Genomic DNA, 17,687 nt, shown 5'->3' with positions numbered 1-17,687 from the left:
CGATCAGGGGATCAAGCTTGGACGGGCTAACCTGGTTCGGCCTGTTCGCGGTAACGGCGATGCTCGTCACCTATGCGATGGAAGCCCGGTCGCATGGGTGGGTTTTGGGGTTCGCCGCAGCCTGCCTGCTCGGCTCGGCCTATGGCTTCCTGCAGGGGGCTTGGCCGTTCGGCGTGGTGGAGGCCATCTGGTCGGTCGTTGCGTTCCGCCGCTGGTGGCGGGTGCGGTAAGAAGGTTGCGCGCGACGCTCGGCTCTGCTAGGCGCGCGCGTCCACTGCCGGTCGGAAACCGGCGGCTTTTCTAAGGAATTTGATGTGAAGCAGAACACGCATCCCGATTATCACATGATCAAGGTGCAGATGACGGACGGCACCGTCTACGAGACGCGCTCGACCTGGGGCAAGGAAGGCGATCTCATGCAGCTCGAGATTGATCCGCTCGCGCACCCGGCCTGGACGGGCGGCCGCGGCCAGCTGCTCGATCAGGGCGGCCAGGTTGCGCGCTTCAACAAGCGTTTCGGCGGCCTCTCGCTCGGCAAGAAGTAATCGGGGAGGGGCTCCCGGCCCCCGCCCAAGCTACAAGGCGCCCCTTGGCTTTGCATTCCGGTGCAAGTCCGAGGGGCGTTTTCGTGTGTGGGACGCGTATCAGACCTGTGCGAAGGACTTGCAGGCCCTTCTCTCCTGTGACCAGCGTCGGAACCCGGCCGATAGGAAAGTGACGGGCTCCCGTAACTGGATCTTGGCATAAAGCGAGTGGTAGAGCGTGTTGCCACCGCCACCCGGCAGGGAAGCGAGCGCCTGGCGAGCGCTGCGGCATTCAGGTTGCCTTCGGCGTGAAGCAGCGCCTGAGTGGATAAAAACATCCCCTTTTCGTGTTCAAATGGCGTCCGGATGGGTACACGGGTGGTTATCTATCTGTGGATGCAGGGCGATGCGTACAGCGACGTGAAGGGGAAATACGGGTGGCCTTGCTGGCCTTGATCTGTCTGCCTTTTGGTGCGGTTCTATTGTTGTTGTTGGCTCGGCGCGCATCGCGCCGGATGCATATCGGTATTGCGGCGAGCGGCAGCGCGGTCGGACTGGCGTTGCTGCTTTCGCAGGCCGGTGCTGCACTGGCCGGCGACGCGCCGACGATCCGGCTGGGCTGGATCCCCATGCTCGGGCTCGACCTCAGCCTGTGGATGGACCCGGTTGCACTGCTGTTCGCCGGCCTGATCCTCGGCATCGGACTGCTCGTCATTGTTTATGCCCAGGGCTATTTGGGAAAGGACGAGCCGACGGCGCGCTTCCTGTCGTTCCTCATGCTGTTCCAGGGGGCAATGCTGGGCATCGCGCTTGCAAGCAACGTGCTGCTAATGCTGGTCTTCTGGGAGTTGACCAGCCTCGCATCGTTTTTGCTGATCGGCTTCTGGCGCGATCGGGCGGAGGCGCGCCAGGGCGCCCGCATGGCACTGACGATCACCGGCGGTGGCGGTCTGGCGCTGATCGCGGGAATGGTGTTGCTCGGCAAGGCGGCGGGCTCCTATGAACTGGCGGAGATCCTCGCCCGCGGTCAGATGGTGCAGGCATCGCCGCTCTATCCGGCGATTCTGATCCTTGTCCTGATCGGCGCCTTCACGAAATCCGCGCAGTTTCCGTTCCATTTCTGGTTACCTCACGCCATGGCCGCGCCGACTCCGGTGAGCGCCTATCTGCATTCGGCGACGATGGTGAAGGCAGGAGTGTTCCTTCTCGCGCGGCTGTGGCCGGTGCTCGCCGGCACGGATCTGTGGTTCTCGATCGTTGTCCCGGTAGGGCTTGCGACGATGTTGTTCGGCGCCGGCGTCGCGCTGTTCCGGTATGATCTGAAGGCGATCCTTGCTTATTCGACGATCAGCCAGTTGGGGCTGATGGTGATGCTGCTTGGCTTCGGGACGGTCGCAGCGGTAACGGCTGCGATCTTCCACATCCTGAACCATGCGGCGTTCAAGGCGGCGCTTTTCATGCATGCCGGCATCATCGACCATGAAACCGGTACGCGCGACATCCGCCGCCTTGGCGGGTTGGCGCGCGTATTGCCGCTCACGGCGACGCTGGGCGTATTGGCAGCGTCGGCAATGGCGGGTGTGCCACCGCTCGGCGGCTTCATTTCGAAGGAGATGATGCTTGAGCAAAGCGCGCACACCGTCTTCATGGGCCAGGCGTTGTTGGTGCCGGTGCTGGCGACGGTCGCGGCGATGCTGTCTGCGGCGTATTCGCTCCGCTATGCGGTTGGGCTGCATTTCGGCCCGCGCCGCACCGGGGAGGTTACGGCGCCGCATGATCCGAGGGCGCTGTTGCTAGGTCCGCCCGCATTGCTGGTGCTGATTGCGCTCGCGCTCGGGTTGTTGCCGATGACGCTGGCAGGGCCGCTTGTCGCGGCGGCAAGTGCAGTGGTCACCGGCACTGCCGCGCCCACATTGCACCTCGCATTATGGCACGGCGTTAATCCGGCGCTGCTGATGAGCATGGGGGCGGTAGCCGTGGCGATCTTGCTGCTGTGGGGATATCGCATCGTCGCCGCAGGGATGGAGCAACTCCCATCGCCGGACGCCAAGCGGATGTTCGATGCGAGTATCGAGGTCTTCGTTCGAGCGATGCGCCAAGCCTCCGCGTTGGTACACGTAGCCGCGCTGCAGCGTTACGTCTTCGTCCTCTTCATCGTTGTTCTGGCGCTGGGCTTAGAGGCGGCGCTCCGCTTCGGTGCCCCGGCGGGCGCGGGCGCGACCAACCCCGCATCGCCGGTGGCGATCGTTGCCTGGGGAGCGTTGATGATCGCCACCGTCGCAGTGGTCGCTGTTGATCGGCGGCGCTTTTTAGCGCTGATCTTTATCAGCGTCATCGGCCTCGTCATGGCGCTTGCCTTCGTTCACCTGTCGGCCCCCGACCTTGCGCTGACGCAGATCGCCGTGGAGGTGGTGACGATCCTGTTGATGCTGCTCGCGCTGCACCTGCTGCCCGGATCGCCGCCGCGGCTCTCGGGTGTGGGGCGGCGCCTGCGAGACGCTGCCATCGCGATTGCAGCCGGCGGGGGCACAGGTTGGCTTGCCTGGGCGATCATGACGCGGCCGGTGCGCGAGGGAATTTCGCGCTTTCATTGGGAAAACAGCTACGCGGGCGGCGGTGGCACCAATGTCGTCAACGTTACGTTGGTGGACTTCCGCGCTTTCGATACGCTTGGCGAGATCATCGTTCTCGGCATCGCGGGGCTTTCCATCTTTGCTCTACTGGAGCCCGCGGCGCGTGGCGCTGCCGGGCGGCGGCTGCGCGAATGGCGATCGGCGGATCTGCATTCACCGGAGCGCCATCCGATGATGTTCGTCATGGCCACGCGATTGCTGCTGCCGTTGGCTCTGCTCGTCGGCATCTACATCTTCTTGCGGGGGCACAACCAGCCGGGTGGCGGCTTCATCGCCGCGCTGGTCTTCTCGATAGCGATCCTGCTGCAATATCTGGCATCGGGGTTCGATTGGACCGACGAGCGGCGCAAGATCGGCGAGCACCAGCTGATCGGTTTCGGCGTCCTGATCGCCGCCGCGACGGGCCTGGGCGCGCTGGTTTTCGGCGCACCGTTTCTCAGCAGCAGCTTCGGCCACTTCCACCTGCCGCTGATCGGCGAGTTCGAGCTGGCGACGGCGATGCTGTTCGATCTGGGCGTCGCCGCCGTCGTAGTGGGCGCGGTGATGATGGCGCTATCGCAGTTGAGCCATGTCGCTCAACGCGCGGCGAAGAGTGAGGGGGAGGGGGCATGAGCCTGGAATTCCTCGTCGCCTCCGCCATCTCGGTGCTGGTCACGGGCGGCGTGTACCTTGCGCTGCGAGGTCGGACGTTCCAGGTCGTGCTGGGGCTGACGCTTCTTTCCTATGCGGTGAACCTGTTCCTATTCGCGATCGGCCGGTTGATCGTCGACCGGCCGCCGCTGTACGCCAAGGGCGTCATCGAGCATGCCGATCCCTTGCCGCAGGCACTGGTGCTTACCGCCATCGTTATCACCTTCGGCATGACCGCGCTGACGGTGATCCTTTCGCTGCGCAGTTTCCTCGAAAGCGGGTCGGACCAGGTCGACGGCCGCGTCGATCCGGACGAGGAGAAGGGCGCATGATGCCGCTTGACCAGTTGATGATCGCCCCGATCGTCGTGCCGGCGGTAACCGCGCCGGTGACGATGCTGTTGATGCGGCGGCGTCGGATTTTCAGTCTCTATCTGTCGCTGGCCGGGTGCCTCATGATGCTAGCGGCCGCCGTCGCGTTATTCATCGTGGCCCAGGACGGCGCGATCCGCAGCTATGCCGTGGGTGCATGGCCGGCACCGTTCGGCATCGTGCTGGTGCTCGATCAGCTGGCAGCGACGATGCTGGTGCTGGTGGCCGTGCTTGCCATCATCGTATTGTCCCACGCGGTGATCACCCGCGCGGATCGAAAGGGCTGGCATTTCCATCCGCTGTTTCACTTTCAGCTGCTGGGGCTGAACGGCGCATTCTTGACCGGCGACCTGTTCAACCTGTTTGTGTTCTTCGAAGTGCTGCTGATCGCGTCTTATGGGCTGATGCTGCACGGGCAGGGGGCGCTGCGGCTGAAGGCGGGCGTGGCCTATGTCGTGGTCAACATCATCGGATCGGCGCTGTTCCTGATCGCGCTGGGCTTGCTCTACGGCCTGACAGCAACACTCAACATGGCCGATCTTGCCGTGCGGGTTGCCGGCCTGGGAGCGGAGGACCAAGGGCTGCTGCGGGTCGCGGCATTGCTGCTCATGGCGGTGTTCGCGCTGAAAGCGGCGGTGGTGCCGATCCACCTATGGCTGCCGCGCACCTATGCCGCGACGATGCCGGTCGTGGCGGCGCTGTTTGCCATCATGACCAAGTTGGGCGTCTATGCGATGATCCGTACGGTGCCCTTGATCTTCGGCGCGCAGGCTGGCGCAGCGGCGTGGGTACCTGCACCCTATCTGTTGCCTGCCGCGATCGCCGGCGCGGTGGTCGGCTTTGTGGGCGTGCTGGCGGCGAGGGGCCTGCGCGAGCAGGCGGCGTTCGCGGTGCTCGCATCCACCGGGACATTGCTGATGGCCGTTTCCTGCTGGAATGAAGCGGCGCTTTCTGCCGCCCTCTACTACATGGTGCAGGCGACGCTGGCAGGCGCCGCGCTTTTCTTGGTCGCGGACGTCACGCTCCGGCGGCGGGGTCAATATGGCGATGCGATCGTGCCGAGCCCGCGTTTTGCCGGACAGGACGCCGCCGGACTTCTGTACCTGACCGCCGGGATCGCCGCGGTGGGGCTGCCGCCGCTCGCTGGCTTCATCGGCAAGCTGCTAATCCTCGACGCAAGTTTCGGCGTGCAGGGCTGGCAGGCGATCTGGACCGCGATTCTCCTCAGCACGCTGATCGGCGTGATCGGCTTCTCGCGGAGCGGCAGCACGATCTTCTGGAAGACCGCACCGCCACACGCCGATGCCGTCGCTGCGGTGCCGCGCTCTCGCATCGAACTCGCGGCACCGCTGGCGTTGATGATGATCCTCGCTCTACTTTCCTTTACAGGGGGATGGATGACGAAGCAGACGCGTGCTGCCGCGGCGCAGATCCTGGCCCCCGACCGCTACGTCGCAGCTGTGCTGGGAGATAGCGCGCCGTGAGGCATCTGCTCCCTCATCCTGGGCTGTCCGCGATGCTGCTGATCGTGTGGTTGCTGATGGCCAATGCCATCACGGCCGGCAGCATCGCCCTAGGCGCGATCTTTGCGCTGGCGCTGCCCAAATTTACCCAGCCCTTCTGGCCAGACCGGCCCAGGATGCGGTTCCGCGGCGCTTTTGTAGCCTATTTGGGCATCGTGCTGCTCGACATCCTCATTGCCAATTTCCAGGTCGCCTGGCTGATCCTTTTCCGCCGTAACCGCGATCTTCGCGCGCGCTGGCTGATCGTGCCGATCGACCTGACCACACCCGAGGCGATCACCATGCTGGCAGGTACGATCAGCCTTACGCCCGGCACGGTATCTTCCGACGTTTCCGCCGATGGGCGCTATCTGCTGGTGCACGCACTCGATGTGGAAGATCCGGCGGCCGAGGTTGTGCGGATCAAGACTCGCTACGAGGCGCGGCTGCAACGGGTGTTCGCATGATCGACATCGCGCTCCATATCGCCGAGGGCTGCGCCGCGCTTGCCCTGCTGCTCAACGGCTGGCGCCTGCTGCAGGGGCCGGCGCTGGGCGATCGGATCATGGCGCTCGACACCATGGTCATCAATGTAATCGCGCTAATCGTACTGATCGGCATGATCGGCGGCAACGATACCTATTTCGAAGCGGCCTTGCTGCTGGCGATGGTGGGCTTTGTGAGCACCATCGCCTATTGCAAGTTCGTGCTGCGCGGAGACATCGTCGAATGAGCCTGATCGCAGAGATTGCCGTCACCGTGCTGCTGCTGCTGGGAGCTGCCTTCGTGCTGATCGGCAGTTGGGGGCTGGTGCGGCTGCCCTCGACGATGGAGCGGTTGCACGGCCCCACCAAGGCGACCACGCTCGGGCTCGGCGCGCTGCTGGTCGCCTCCGTCGTTTACTTTCAGGCGAAGCTGGGCGTCTGGACCGCGCACGAACTGCTGATCTCGCTGTTCCTGTTCATCACCGCACCGATTTCCGCGAACATGATCGCTAAAGTGCATCTGCACCGCGTGCGGATCGGTGCCGTGACCGAGCCGGACAGCATTGCGGGCCCGCCGCCGCGCCCCACCGAACAAGGCGATTGGGCAACCTTTGAAGCGCCGGCCCGCGATACGCCCGCCTCCACGGCAAGCAGTTGACGTCATCGGAACGCATCGTGGACCGCGATAGCCAGACGACGCACTATCATCTGTATCGGCGGCCAAAAACGCCGGTTTGGCTGGCCCTCTCGTGGCGCGCGCTGCTTGCGTTCGGGCTGATCGGCATCGCGCTGGCGGTGCACTGGCTGGACCGCGACGGCCTGCGCCAATCGTCCGGCGAGCCCGTTACCTTCGCCGACATACTCTACTTCACCATGATCACCGTCACCACCGTCGGCTATGGCGATATCGTGCCGGTGACGCAGCAGGCGCGGATGTTCGACACCTTCGTCGTCACGCCGATCCGGCTGTTTGTGTGGTTGATCTTTCTGGGAACCGCCTATGATTTTCTGCTCAAGCGGGTTTGGGAGCGATGGCGCATGTCGATGATCCAGCAACGGCTGCAGGGCCATGTCGTCATCGCCGGTTTCGGCAACAGCGGATCGGAAGCCGCCAACGAACTGATCCGGCGGGGCGCCGATCCGGACACCATCGTCGTTATCGACGACAATCCGGCCGCGCTTCGTAATGCCGAGGCGCTCGGTGTGGCCGTGATGGAAGGGAACGCCACGCGTAACGCGGCGCTAGACGCGGTACGCATCGCGACGGCAAGCGCACTGATCGTGGCTGCGGGGCGCGACGATACTTCAATCCTGATCGTACTCACCGCGCGCGGGCTCGCGCCGGAACTGCCGATCAGCGTCGTCATCCGCTCGACGGACAACGAAGCGATCGCGCTTCAGGCGGGCGCCAACACCGTCATCAACCCGGCGAGCTTCGCCGGACTGCTGCTCGCCGTGTCCACCCACGGCGCGCATCTCGCCGACTATATGGCCGACTTGGCGGCGACCGACGGGCGGGTGGCACTGCGCGAACGCGCCATCACCCCAGACGAGATCGGCAAACCGTTGAGCGCGATTACGACGGGCTTAGGGCACCGCATCTATCGCGGCAGTGCGATCTTCGGTTTTTGGGAAGCCGCGGCGGGTCGCCTGGAGGCAGGTGATGTCATCGTCGAGGTCGTGCCCACCCGCGAGCGAGACGATCGCGCACACGCTTGATTGCGCTTCGAGGCGCGACCGATTGCCTATCCGTGGCATTTCGGCGCCTCGCTATGGAGTGACTGCCCTGATCTGCGTGCCTTCGCTGGGTTGACCACTCCGAGGCGTTGGGGAGGAGGGGCCGCGTCAGCCCAGTTACCCGATCGATGCGATCAATGTTTTACTACGGATCAGGTGAAGGCGGCACCGGATGAAATCGTCGTTACCGGCTTCCGCCGCGCGCTCGACGACGCGGCTGAACTCGCGCTTGCGAGAGGCGAGACGGGCAGCGCCTTCAGCGCGGAAACTATCCAGGAGCCGATAGACCTGGCGCCGGCATAGCCTGAACAGATCGCCGGCCTCGCTGCCGGTAATCTCGCGGCGCTCAACCCGCTGCAGCGTTTCGTACCGTGAGATTTCCGCAGCGCTCATCGCGATCACCGTCATCGTGCGCACATCCTCGTTGCCGAGGACTGCATGGCACCGAGCCGCTGCGAAACGGAGGCTGTCCCGTTTCTATTTAGCGGAGATGTCCCATTTCCACGTTGCGCTTACAGCCCCCAGTTAGCAAATGGATTGATAATTTACATTATGTAAAATATATAACCGTACAAAGCGTTCCTGGAACATATCCCAGCTACGCCGCACGTCGTCGCTACGCTCGCGTGCTCGTACCCGCCGGGTCCACCGGCTCCAGCACCAGGACATTTCCCTCCACGCGCCAGCTATGCAGCCGTGACAGGAAGTTCATGCCGAGCACATCCATGTTTCCGAAGCTCGCCGAAATCACCACGCCTAGGTCGCGCATCTTGAGCGGCCCGAGCACAAGCTCGCCGACCCGGGCGCGTTGCGCGGCGACATTGCCGTTGGCCGTGGTGATGATCGCAGGAAGTCCGTCGGCGGCCTCAATTCTAGCCGCCGCCGCGGTTCGCTGCGAGATGGCGGTCACGGTCGCGCCGCTGTCGATCAGCATGCGGCGCTCGACGCCGTTCAGCTCCACGCGGGCCCAGAAATGGCCGTCGGGGCTCATCCGGATCCGTACCGTACCACCTTCGACCCGCTGCTCCTCAAGCCCCAGCCGGTTTGTCAACGAAGACCATGCGCCGGCCAATTCGTAGCGATAACCGACGGCGATCAGCACCAGGAGGATAATCGCCGCCCAGCCCAGCAACGTGCGCAGCAACAGCCCAAAGCCGACCCGGCGAACCGATAAGGCGCTGACCACCAGTACCAGCGCGCCGATCAACCAAACAAAATGGACGCCATCGGAACTGCTCACACGATCAACTCCAACCCGTCATAGCCCGGTTCTACACCGGCAGGCAGTTCGGCTAGCAGCGTGGCATAGTCCATCGAGTGATCCATATGAACAAGCGCAGCGCGCTTCGGTGCCAATTCCGCGATCCATTCGAGCACTGCCCCCAGATGAGGGTGGGTCGGGTGCGGCGCTCGCCGCAATGCATCTACAACCCACAGATCCAGCCCGCCATAGTGCGCCCGCATCTCGTCTGTAAACGCATGAAAATCAGTGGCATAACCAATGGACTTGCCGCCGTGTTCGAAGCGCAATCCAGCCGAGGTGATCCCGCCGTGCGGCTGTTCGACGACTCGTACGGTGATATCGCCAATGTCCAACCTGTCCGTCAGCAGCGCCGCAGCAACCACGGGAGGATAAAATTTCCCTCGACCTTCGAAGATATAGGGGAACCGCTTGGCAAGCTGATCGAGCGTGAACGCCCGCGCCCAGCCTGGCACCGGCTGGCCATCGCGCGCGTGCATGATCTGCCGCAGATCATCGATGCCATGGCAATGATCGGCATGATCATGCGTCCAGAGTACCGCATCAAGGTTCGAAACGTCCGCCGCCAGCAGCTGTTCGCGCAAATCGGGACTGGTATCGACCAGAATCGTCGTCGTGGCGCTTCGCACCAGAACAGAGGCGCGAGTACGCCGATTGCGTGGATCGGCCGGATCGCACATGCCCCAATCGGGGCCGATGCGGGGTACGCCCGAAGAGGTACCCGAACCGAGAATGCGAAGGCTCAGCAAGAACGCGCCACCAGCCGGATCACCCGTTTGTTTTCGTGAACAACGTGTGGAAATTCAACCGTGTGGCCTCTGCCAGCGCCTCTGGATCTTCCCCGCGCAGCTTCGCCAGGAAACGACAGGTGTCGGCCACAAAGGCGGGTTCGCCGGTCTTGCCCCGATGCGGCACCGGCGCCAGGAACGGCGCGTCGGTTTCGATCAGCAGCCGGTCGAGCGGCAGCGCGGCAGCGGTTTCCTGCAGGTCCTTGGCGTTCTTGAACGTCACGATACCCGAAATCGATATGTAGAAGCCGAGTTCCAACGCGATCTCGCCAAAGGCACGGCTGGCGGTGAAACAATGGATCACGCCGGGAAAGGCCCCCTTCCCCATTTCCTCGCGCAGGATCTCGGCGGTGTCCGCCTCGGCATCGCGGGTATGGACGATGATCGGCAGCTGGGTCTCTCGCGATGCCGCGAGATGCGCGCGGAAGCTCGCCCGCTGGCGATCGCGGTCGCTGTGATCATAGTAATAATCGAGGCCGCTCTCGCCGATGCCGACGACGCGCGGGTGTTGCGCGCGCTCGACCAGCTTGGCGGTGTCGACATGGGGGTGCGTGTCCGCCTCGTGCGGGTGGATGCCGACGCTCGCCCAGACATCGGCCTCGCGCTCGGCGACGGCGATCACCTGGTCCCATTCATTTTCGCGCGTCGAGATGTTGAGCATCGCCACCACGCCGGCGTCGCGGGCGCGCGCCAGCACCTCGGGCTGCTGCTCGCCGAGACCCTTGTAGATCAGGTGGCAATGGCTGTCGGCGAGCTTCATGCGTCCTCGGAAGCCTGGAGTTCAAGCCTCGGAAAGATGGGGCTTGGCGCCGCGATCTTGAAGTCCGCATCGCCCTCTGGTCCAAGCTGAGCGAGCAGCTTGGCCGCCGAGGTCGGCACCACCGGTTCGATCGTTTCACCGAGGCGACGGATTGCCTTGAGCAGCGTGCCGAGCACCGCGTGCATCCGCTCGGGATCGGTCTTGCGGAGCGTCCACGGTGCCTGCGCGTCGATATACTGGTTGCAGGCGAACACGCCCGTCATCCAGGCCTCGACGCCCTGGCTGAGCGCCAGATCCTGGAACGCGCGCGTGAAGGCCGCGCAGGCCGTGTCGACCTCAGTCAGCAGCACCGCATCGGCGTCCTCGGCGCGGCCGGCCTGTACCGCGCCGTCGCAGTTCTTCGCGATGAAGCTGAGCGTGCGCTGCGCCAGATTACCGAAGCTGTTCGAGAGATCGGCATTGGCGCGGGTGACGATCGCCTCGTCGCTGAACGTGCCGTCCTGGCCGAAGCTGACGTCGCGCAGGAGGAAATAGCGCAGCGCATCGACGCCATAGGTCTCCGCCAGTTCCATCGGATCGACGACATTGCCGACCGACTTCGACATCTTCTCGCCGCGGTTGAGCAGGAAGCCGTGGCCGAACACTTGGCGAGGCAGCGCGATGTCGGCGGACATCAGGAAGGCCGGCCAGTAGACGGTGTGGAAGCGGACGATGTCCTTGCCGATCAGGTGCAGGTCCGCCGGCCAATAGCGTGCCAGCCGCTCGGCATCGTCGGGGTAGCCGGCGCCGGTCAGATAGTTGGTCAGCGCGTCGACCCAGACATACATCACATGGCCCGGCGAACCCGGCACCGGCACGCCCCAGTCGAAGCTGGTGCGGCTGACCGAGAGATCGACCAGCCCGCCCTCGACGAAGCGCAGCACCTCGTTGCGGCGCGATTCCGGGCGGATGAAGTCGGGGTTGGCGGCATAGAAGTCGAGCAGCGGCTGCTGGTACTTCGAAAGACGGAAGAACCAGGTCTCCTCCTTGGTCCACTCCACCGGCGTGCCCTGGGGCGAGAGCTTCTGGCCCCCTTCCCCTTCGACCAGTTCCTTCTCTTCGTAGAAGGCCTCGTCGCGGACCGAATACCAGCCTTCGTAGCGATCGAGATACAGGTCGCCCTTGGCCGCCATCTTCTCCCAGATCGTCTGGCTGGCGCGATAGTGATCGGCCTCGGAGGTTCGGATGAAACGATCGCACGAAATATCGAGTTTATCCGCCATAACACGGAAGTAGTTCGACATTTCATCGGCGAGCTCGCGCGCCGTCATGTCGCGGGCGCGGGCGGTCTGCACCATCTTGAGGCCATGCTCGTCGGTGCCGGTCTGGAAGAAAACGTCGCGACCCTGCTGGCGCTGGAAACGCGCGATCGCGTCGGCAGCGATCATCTCATAGGCGTGGCCGATATGCGGCTTGCCGTTGGGATAGTGGATCGCGGTGGTGATGTAGAAGGGGTCAGCCATGCCCGCCGCTTTAGGATGCGGCGCAGCAACGGGCAACCTGTACGCTCAGCGCCGTTATCGACCTTGTGCGAGCCTAGCCAGGATGCCGCTCATTTCGAACACCGTGGCAGTTGCGTCGAGCGACAGGCCCAGCGCCGCCCCCGCCAAGTCCAGCGCTGCTGCATGGGCGTCGATCGCGGTGCGCAGCGCCTCCCCCTCCATCCGGCGGGCGCGCCCGGCGATGAAGCTCGGCGCGCGCTCAAGAAAGGCTTCGTAGCGCGGCTGGGCGGCCTTGGCGCCGAGTTGCCGCGCCAGTCTTGTCCGCACGGCATTGTCGGGGTCGCCGCGATCGGCAAGCTGCGCCATATCCGCTTCCAGCGCCGAAAGATCCAGACCGGCAAACCGCAGGGCACGCCCCGGCGAGCCGCCTGCCGCCTCCACCAGCGCCGCGATCTCGATCTCGCTTGCGTCCGGCGCCTCGCGGCGGAGCACCGTCGCCGTCTCGGCGTCGCTCAGCGGCTCGAACCGCAGCAGCCGGCAGCGCGAGCGGATCGTTGGCAGCAGTCGTCCCGGCGCATGGCTGACGAGCAGGAAGATCGTTCCCGCCGGTGGCTCCTCGAGGTTCTTGAGCAGCGCGTTGGCACCGGCGCGCTCTAGATCGTCGATCGCGTCGATGACCACTACCCGGCGCGAACCCAGCGACGGCTTGGTCGCGAACAGCGGTTGCAGGCTGCGCACCTGTGCGATGGTGATCGATCGGGCAAGCGCTTCATCGGGCTTGTCCGCATCCTTGGGCAGCCTGGCCAGGACCTTCAGGTCCGGATGGCTGCCGGCCGCGATTAGGCTGGCCGTGCGGGTCGAATCCGGCACGGCCCAGCCGGGGCCGAGCAGATCCGGCTCGGCCGCTTCAGCCAGCATACGCGCCGCGGCGATCCGCGCGAATCCTCCCTTCCCTACGCCTTCGGGGCCGGCAATCAGCCAGGCATGATGCAGCGCGCCGCTCGCCATGGCGGCAGCGAGCGCATCGTGCGCAGCGTGATTGCCGATCAGCGTAGGCGCCAACGGGGTCAGGCCATCCCGAACAGCGACAGGAAGCCCGTCCAGGCGCGGCGGAAGAAGCCGGCCTGGCCAACATCCTCCGCGGCCACCAGCGGCAGCACCTGCTGCGGCATGCCTTCGCCTTCCACGATCAGGTCGGCAATATGATCGCCCTTCTTGAACCCGGCTTTCACCGGGCCCTGATAGACGATCTTGCCCGTCAGCTTCGGCGTCAGGCCGGCCGGCAGGGTGATGTTAAGATCGTTGGGCGCGATCACCGCCACATGGCTCGCATCCCCGCCCTGGACGAGCACGTCGCCCACGGCACGGCCCTTGGTGACGACCGGCTTGGTCTTCCAGGCGGCGAAGCCCCAGTTCATGAAGCGCACCGATTCCGCTGCGCGGCCGTTATAGGTATCCAGCCCGGCGATCACCATCACCAGGCGGCGGCCATTCTGCTCGGCCGATCCGGTGAAGCCATAGCCCGCCTCTTCGGTGTGGCCGGTCTTAAGGCCGTCGGCGCCCGCCACCTTGCCGAGCAGCGGATCGCGATTGGCCTGGGTGATGTCGGCGCCGGCGCCCAGCGTCTTACCCCAGCTGAACGTCGGCAGCGAATAGAACTGCTTGTACATTTCGGGGAAGTCGCGGATCGTCGCGGCGGCGAGATGCGCAAGATCCCGCGCCGTTACATAGGTGCGGCCCTCATCCGGCCACCCGTTGGAATTGCCGAAATTGCTGTTGGTGAGGCCGATCTTCTTCGCCCGATCGTTCATCAGGTTGACGAAACCCTCCTCGGTTCCCGCCACGCCTTCGGCCAGCACGACGCACGCATCGTTGCCCGAGAGCGTGACGATACCCTTCAGCAGATCGGCGACGGTGGGTCGTTCGCCGACCGCGAGGAACATCGTCGAGCCCTGCGAATGCCATTTCTTCCAGGTTTCCGGTCGCACTTCGATTTGCTGGTCGAGCTTCAGCTCGCCCTTCTTAATCAGGTCGAACGCAACATAGACCGTCATCATCTTCGCCATGGAGGCCGGTGGGATCCGGCGGTCAGCGTCCTTCGCAAACAGGATCGCGCCGGAAGACATGTCCTCCATATAGGCGATCGGTGCCGGCGTCGGGAAATCGGGCCCGGCGGCTTGCAGGGGAGCGGCGATGGCGAGCGCCAGGAACGAGATGGCGGCGAGCTTCTTCATGATGTCGATCCAGAACGCGAAAAGTTACCCCATATCGAGCGTGGAACAGGCGCGCATCTCCCATTTCCGCCCGAGCGGCGCCTTTTTGCCCCACTTCCGCGGTCCCTGAAGGGAGATTGCGGCAGTCGGGGCGTGGAAACGCCGTTTGCTGCCTTTACGAACCCCGATGGCGTCTGGGCAAGCATCTCCGCGCCGCAGCGGCGAGAAAATGGCTTCCTCCGCTCAACGCTCCACGGCATCGGCAAGCAAGCCCACCGACAAGGCGTAGAAGTTCGAACAATTGTAATCCAAAATAACCCGGTAGTTGCCGGTGAGCAGATAGGCGGTGGCGCCCTGCCCGTCCGGCTCCAACAGGGTGGCGAGCACGTCGTCGGCGGGCCAGGTCCGCGATTGCGGCACCACGCCCAGGGCGCGCCACTCGGCCATCGTCTTCCACTCACTCTGCCGATCGTGCACGCGCGGGCAGCGGGGGCTGGTGGTCCGGTTGGCAAGGCTGCTGCGGTTGATCCCCGCCGGTACCGACACGGCAAAGCCCCAGGGAACGCCAGGGCGCCACCCCGCATTGACGAAGTAATTGCCGATCGAAGCCAACGTGTCGGCATCGCTGCTCCAGATATCCGCGACCCCGTCGCCATCGCCGTCGCGGGCCAGACGGAGATAGACGCTGGGAAGGAATTGCGGTCCGCCGAACGCGCCGGCCCAGCTTCCAACTAGTTTGGCGCGCGGGATGCCGCGATCCATCATCTTCAGCGTCGCTACGAATTCTTCGGTGAACAGTGCCCGTCGCCGCCCTTCATAGGCGAGGCTCGCCAGCGCCCTCGGCAGGTCGAACCCGCCCATCACCCGGCCATAGCTGGTCTCGTGTCCCCAGATCGCGACCATGATCGATTCGGGCACCCCCGTCTCGCGCTCGATGGCGGCCAGTCGGGCGCGTGCGCGCTGATACGCGGTGCGGCCGCGATTAATGCGATCGGCGTCCACGTGCCGCGCGCTATAGGGTGCGAAGGCGGGGATAGGCGCGTTCGGGCGGCTCTCGGGTTGCTGCCGGTCGAGTTCGACGACGCGCGCATTGTAGGTCAAGGTGGGGAACACCGCCTCAATAGTGCGCTGGCTGACGCCAGCGGCGGCGGCCTGTGCGGAAAGCGTCGGCAGATAGGCCTGAAAGCCGGCATCGTCCTGGGCGACCGCCGGGCGGACCAGCGAAACGGCGAAAAGCGCAAGGACTGCCAGGGCGCTGCGACACGAACGTGAAAACGGCATGCCCCCGCTGTTGCACAGCAGCGCTGGCACAGAAACCCCGCCCCAGCCGCAAAGCGACGAAAAAGCTTTCCCAGGGCATCAACCGATGGCCATCACCCCAACTGCGCAAGATGATTGATCCGGACGCAAAGTGCGACTAGGCCGCATCGCACGCCGCCCGCCCTTGCTGCGACGCGCGGTACGGAAGAGTGTCCGAGTGGTTTAAGGAACTGGTCTTGAAAACCAGCGACGGGGCAACCCGTCCGTGGGTTCGAATCCCACCTCTTCCGCCACAGCTCCGCATGCGGTTCCAACTTTCGTCGCCCGAAATGGTACAGCGTTCACCGCTTACGTAGTTTCGCGACGCCCGCCGTTATCGACCGCGAAACCTGGACCCTGCAGGGTAGCGGGCGGGAGTCCTGTGGGTGCTGATAGAGTGGATATCTCGCTTCAAAACGACATTTTGGAACTGGTGGCCAAAGGAGCCGATCTCGTATCGGTAACGGACCGGCTGTGCCGCGAAGTTGAAGTGCAGCTGCCCGAGGTTTTGTGCTCCGTCCTGCGCGTCGATGTCGCAGGGCGGCTGCATCCCGTGGCTGCGCCACGTTTGCCCGAGCATTATCTGCACGCGATCGACGGTTTGATGATCGGGCCGAAGGTGGGTTCATGCGGCGCCGCCGCGTTCCTAGGCGAACCTCACGTCAGCACGGACATCGAACGCGATCCGAACTGGGCCAAGTTTCTCGATCTCGTCCTTCCGCTCGGACTGCGCGCCTGCTGGTCGAGCCCGATCAAGAACGGCCGCGGGGAAGTGGTTGGCGTCCTCGCCTTCTACTATCGCGTGCCGCGCGGCCCCACGCCTCTGGAACGCCGGATGGTACAGGTCTGCCTGCATCTCTGCGCAATCGCGATCGAGCAGGATATTTGGCGCGCCAAGCAGGTTCGGCGCGCGGTACAGGATGGCTTGACCGGCCTGCCCAATCGCTCGGCGTTCAATGCATCGATCGGCGATCTGGATCGCGACGCCGGGAGCTGGGGGTTGATCCTGGTCGACCTCGACAATCTGAAGATCGTGAACGACACGTTTGGCCATGTCGCGGGAGATGCGCTGATTACCCACGCCGCCAAATGCCTGTCGGAGGCGGCTGCGCCGGATCGCACCTATCGCCTGGGCGGCGACGAGTTCGCAGTACTCCTTCAGAGCCCGGCGGCATTGGCCGACCTTGCTGGGACCGCGCGCCGTCTGCTCGCCGCCCTGGCCCGCCAGCCTGAATTAGAGGAACGTAACGTCGTTCCCCGCGGTACAGCGGGCGGTGCCGTCATCGCCGAGGGCGATACGGCGGAACAGGTTCGGATTAACGCCGATCTGGCGCTGTATCACGCCAAGGAAACCGCGCGCGGCAGCTTCGTGCGCTATTGGCCGGGCATTGCCACTCGAATGGCGCAGCGCCTGGAAGCCATCAATCTCGTCGAACGTGCACTCGCGGAAGACCGGCTGATCCCTTATTACCAGCCGCTATTCGATCTCAACACGGGCGAGGTTCTGGGGTTTGAGGCGCTATGTCGTATCCGCGACGGTGATAGGATTATTCCCGCCGCTGACTTTTTCGAGGCGACGACCGACGGCAAGGTAGCGGGCGCGATCACCGAACGGATGCTGGAACGCGTTACACTCGATCTGCGCCAGTGGTGCGATCTTGGGGTTGCCCCGCCGCATGTGGGGATGAATTTCTCGTCGAGCGATTTCCATGGCGGCAAGCTACGCGACATCATCCCGGCGACGTTCAGCCGATACGGTGTGCCGCTCCGCCATCTGACGCTTGAGATCACCGAGACCGTGTATCTCGGCCGCGGGGACACCGTGGTCGCGGATGCGCTCCGCTGGTTCCGGTCTCAAGGGCTGGCCGTCGCGCTCGACGATTTCGGCACCGGCTATGCCTCGCTAACCCATTTGCTTACCATGCCCGTTGATTTTCTGAAGATCGACAAAGCCTTTACCGGTAAGCGTCCGACCAAGGCCGTCTGAGGGAAAGCGGCATGTC

Annotated in this window: 18 protein-coding genes and 1 tRNA gene; 11 read left to right on the top strand and 8 right to left on the bottom strand. The window is 64.4% G+C overall.

The genetic code is table 11. The features are described 5' to 3' along the window. Positions 1-17 precede the first annotated feature (17 nt). From B215_RS0109335 to B215_RS0109295, 9 genes are all read left to right on the top strand, one after another. Complete coding sequence (locus B215_RS0109335) at positions 18-230, top strand: hypothetical protein (protein ID WP_019369384.1); 213 nt, start codon at positions 18-20, stop codon at positions 228-230. An 84-nt stretch (positions 231-314) separates the two neighbouring features. Next, on the top strand, positions 315-545 hold the full coding sequence (gene rpmE, locus B215_RS0109330; protein WP_019369383.1) for a 50S ribosomal protein L31: 231 nt from the start codon (positions 315-317) through the stop codon (positions 543-545). 371 nt (positions 546-916) lie between these two features. Continuing rightward, on the top strand, positions 917-3,769 hold the full coding sequence (locus B215_RS0109325) for a monovalent cation/H+ antiporter subunit A (RefSeq protein ID WP_237718459.1): 2,853 nt from the start codon (positions 917-919) through the stop codon (positions 3,767-3,769). Continuing rightward, complete coding sequence (locus tag B215_RS0109320) at positions 3,766-4,119, top strand: Na+/H+ antiporter subunit C (RefSeq protein WP_019369381.1); 354 nt, start codon at positions 3,766-3,768, stop codon at positions 4,117-4,119. Before B215_RS0109325 ends, B215_RS0109320 begins: the two co-directional genes overlap by 4 nt. Continuing rightward, positions 4,116-5,642 (top strand): monovalent cation/H+ antiporter subunit D, encoded by a 1,527-nt coding sequence (locus B215_RS0109315; protein ID WP_019369380.1) that lies wholly within the window; start codon positions 4,116-4,118, stop codon positions 5,640-5,642. The genes B215_RS0109320 and B215_RS0109315 overlap by 4 nt, the downstream gene beginning before the upstream one ends. After that, the gene (locus tag B215_RS0109310; protein WP_026009121.1) at positions 5,639-6,127 is read left to right on the top strand and encodes a Na+/H+ antiporter subunit E; all 489 of its coding nucleotides are present in this window, start codon (positions 5,639-5,641) and stop codon (positions 6,125-6,127) included. Before B215_RS0109315 ends, B215_RS0109310 begins: the two co-directional genes overlap by 4 nt. After that, positions 6,124-6,393 (top strand): K+/H+ antiporter subunit F, encoded by a 270-nt coding sequence (locus B215_RS0109305; RefSeq protein WP_019369378.1) that lies wholly within the window; start codon positions 6,124-6,126, stop codon positions 6,391-6,393. The genes B215_RS0109310 and B215_RS0109305 overlap by 4 nt, the downstream gene beginning before the upstream one ends. Then, positions 6,390-6,803: a Na+/H+ antiporter subunit G gene (locus tag B215_RS0109300; protein ID WP_019369377.1), complete on the top strand. Its 414-nt coding sequence runs from the start codon at positions 6,390-6,392 to the stop codon at positions 6,801-6,803. The genes B215_RS0109305 and B215_RS0109300 overlap by 4 nt, the downstream gene beginning before the upstream one ends. A 17-nt stretch (positions 6,804-6,820) precedes the next feature. Further along, entirely contained in the window at positions 6,821-7,864 is a 1,044-nt protein-coding gene (locus B215_RS0109295; RefSeq protein WP_026009120.1) for a potassium channel family protein, read from the top strand. A 135-nt stretch (positions 7,865-7,999) separates the two neighbouring features. Here the strand turns inward: B215_RS0109295 and B215_RS0109290 are convergent, their stop codons facing one another. The 8 genes from B215_RS0109290 to B215_RS0109250 form a co-directional block, all read right to left on the bottom strand. After that, complete coding sequence (locus B215_RS0109290; protein WP_019369375.1) at positions 8,000-8,290, bottom strand: helix-turn-helix domain-containing protein; 291 nt, start codon at positions 8,288-8,290, stop codon at positions 8,000-8,002. 208 nt (positions 8,291-8,498) lie between these two features. Beyond that, the gene (locus tag B215_RS0109285) at positions 8,499-9,122 is read right to left on the bottom strand and encodes a retropepsin-like aspartic protease family protein (protein WP_019369374.1); all 624 of its coding nucleotides are present in this window, start codon (positions 9,120-9,122) and stop codon (positions 8,499-8,501) included. Continuing rightward, positions 9,119-9,889 (bottom strand): MBL fold metallo-hydrolase, encoded by a 771-nt coding sequence (locus B215_RS0109280; RefSeq protein ID WP_026009118.1) that lies wholly within the window; start codon positions 9,887-9,889, stop codon positions 9,119-9,121. Before B215_RS0109280 ends, B215_RS0109285 begins: the two co-directional genes overlap by 4 nt. 22 nt (positions 9,890-9,911) lie before the next feature. Then, positions 9,912-10,691 carry a TatD family hydrolase gene (locus B215_RS0109275; protein ID WP_019369372.1) on the bottom strand — a complete coding sequence of 260 codons (780 nt, stop codon included), beginning with the start codon at positions 10,689-10,691 and terminating at the stop codon, positions 9,912-9,914. Next, positions 10,688-12,193 carry a methionine--tRNA ligase gene (metG, locus tag B215_RS0109270; protein ID WP_019369371.1) on the bottom strand — a complete coding sequence of 502 codons (1,506 nt, stop codon included), beginning with the start codon at positions 12,191-12,193 and terminating at the stop codon, positions 10,688-10,690. The genes B215_RS0109275 and metG overlap by 4 nt, the downstream gene beginning before the upstream one ends. A 54-nt stretch (positions 12,194-12,247) precedes the next feature. Further along, positions 12,248-13,234, bottom strand: a complete 987-nt coding sequence (locus B215_RS0109265; protein WP_019369370.1) for a DNA-directed DNA polymerase — start codon at positions 13,232-13,234, stop codon at positions 12,248-12,250. A gap of 5 nt (positions 13,235-13,239) precedes the next feature. Beyond that, positions 13,240-14,406, bottom strand: a complete 1,167-nt coding sequence (locus B215_RS0109260; RefSeq protein WP_019369369.1) for a D-alanyl-D-alanine carboxypeptidase family protein — start codon at positions 14,404-14,406, stop codon at positions 13,240-13,242. 222 nt (positions 14,407-14,628) lie between these two features. Continuing rightward, positions 14,629-15,666 carry a lytic murein transglycosylase gene (locus tag B215_RS0109250; protein WP_019369368.1) on the bottom strand — a complete coding sequence of 346 codons (1,038 nt, stop codon included), beginning with the start codon at positions 15,664-15,666 and terminating at the stop codon, positions 14,629-14,631. 182 nt (positions 15,667-15,848) lie between these two features. Between B215_RS0109250 and B215_RS0109245 the strand changes: the two genes are divergently transcribed. Beyond that, positions 15,849-15,938, top strand: a tRNA-Ser gene (locus B215_RS0109245). Continuing rightward, a complete protein-coding gene (locus tag B215_RS0109240; RefSeq protein WP_152997794.1) occupies positions 15,911-17,671 on the top strand; it encodes an EAL domain-containing protein in 1,761 nt (586 codons plus the stop codon). The genes B215_RS0109245 and B215_RS0109240 overlap by 28 nt, the downstream gene beginning before the upstream one ends. Positions 17,672-17,687 lie beyond the last annotated feature (16 nt).

Source organism: Sphingomonas sp. ATCC 31555, from assembly GCF_000282895.1.
Taxonomy (GTDB): Bacteria; Pseudomonadota; Alphaproteobacteria; order Sphingomonadales; family Sphingomonadaceae; genus Sphingomonas.
The sequence above is the reverse complement of the archived record's forward strand: the minus strand, read 5'-3'. Positions and strand labels throughout refer to the sequence as shown.

Coding starts and splice junctions, on each gene's coding strand:
- B215_RS0109320 (WP_019369381.1), top strand. CDS start 3,766: ATGAGCCTGGAATTCCTCGTCGCCTCCGCCATCTCGGTGCTGGTCACG.
- B215_RS0109315 (WP_019369380.1), top strand. CDS start 4,116: ATGATGCCGCTTGACCAGTTGATGATCGCCCCGATCGTCGTGCCGGCG.
- B215_RS0109305 (WP_019369378.1), top strand. CDS start 6,124: ATGATCGACATCGCGCTCCATATCGCCGAGGGCTGCGCCGCGCTTGCC.
- B215_RS0109300 (WP_019369377.1), top strand. CDS start 6,390: ATGAGCCTGATCGCAGAGATTGCCGTCACCGTGCTGCTGCTGCTGGGA.
- B215_RS0109290 (WP_019369375.1), bottom strand. CDS start 8,290: ATGACGGTGATCGCGATGAGCGCTGCGGAAATCTCACGGTACGAAACG.
- B215_RS0109275 (WP_019369372.1), bottom strand. CDS start 10,691: ATGAAGCTCGCCGACAGCCATTGCCACCTGATCTACAAGGGTCTCGGC.
- metG (WP_019369371.1), bottom strand. CDS start 12,193: ATGGCTGACCCCTTCTACATCACCACCGCGATCCACTATCCCAACGGC.
- B215_RS0109260 (WP_019369369.1), bottom strand. CDS start 14,406: ATGAAGAAGCTCGCCGCCATCTCGTTCCTGGCGCTCGCCATCGCCGCT.
- B215_RS0109250 (WP_019369368.1), bottom strand. CDS start 15,666: ATGCCGTTTTCACGTTCGTGTCGCAGCGCCCTGGCAGTCCTTGCGCTT.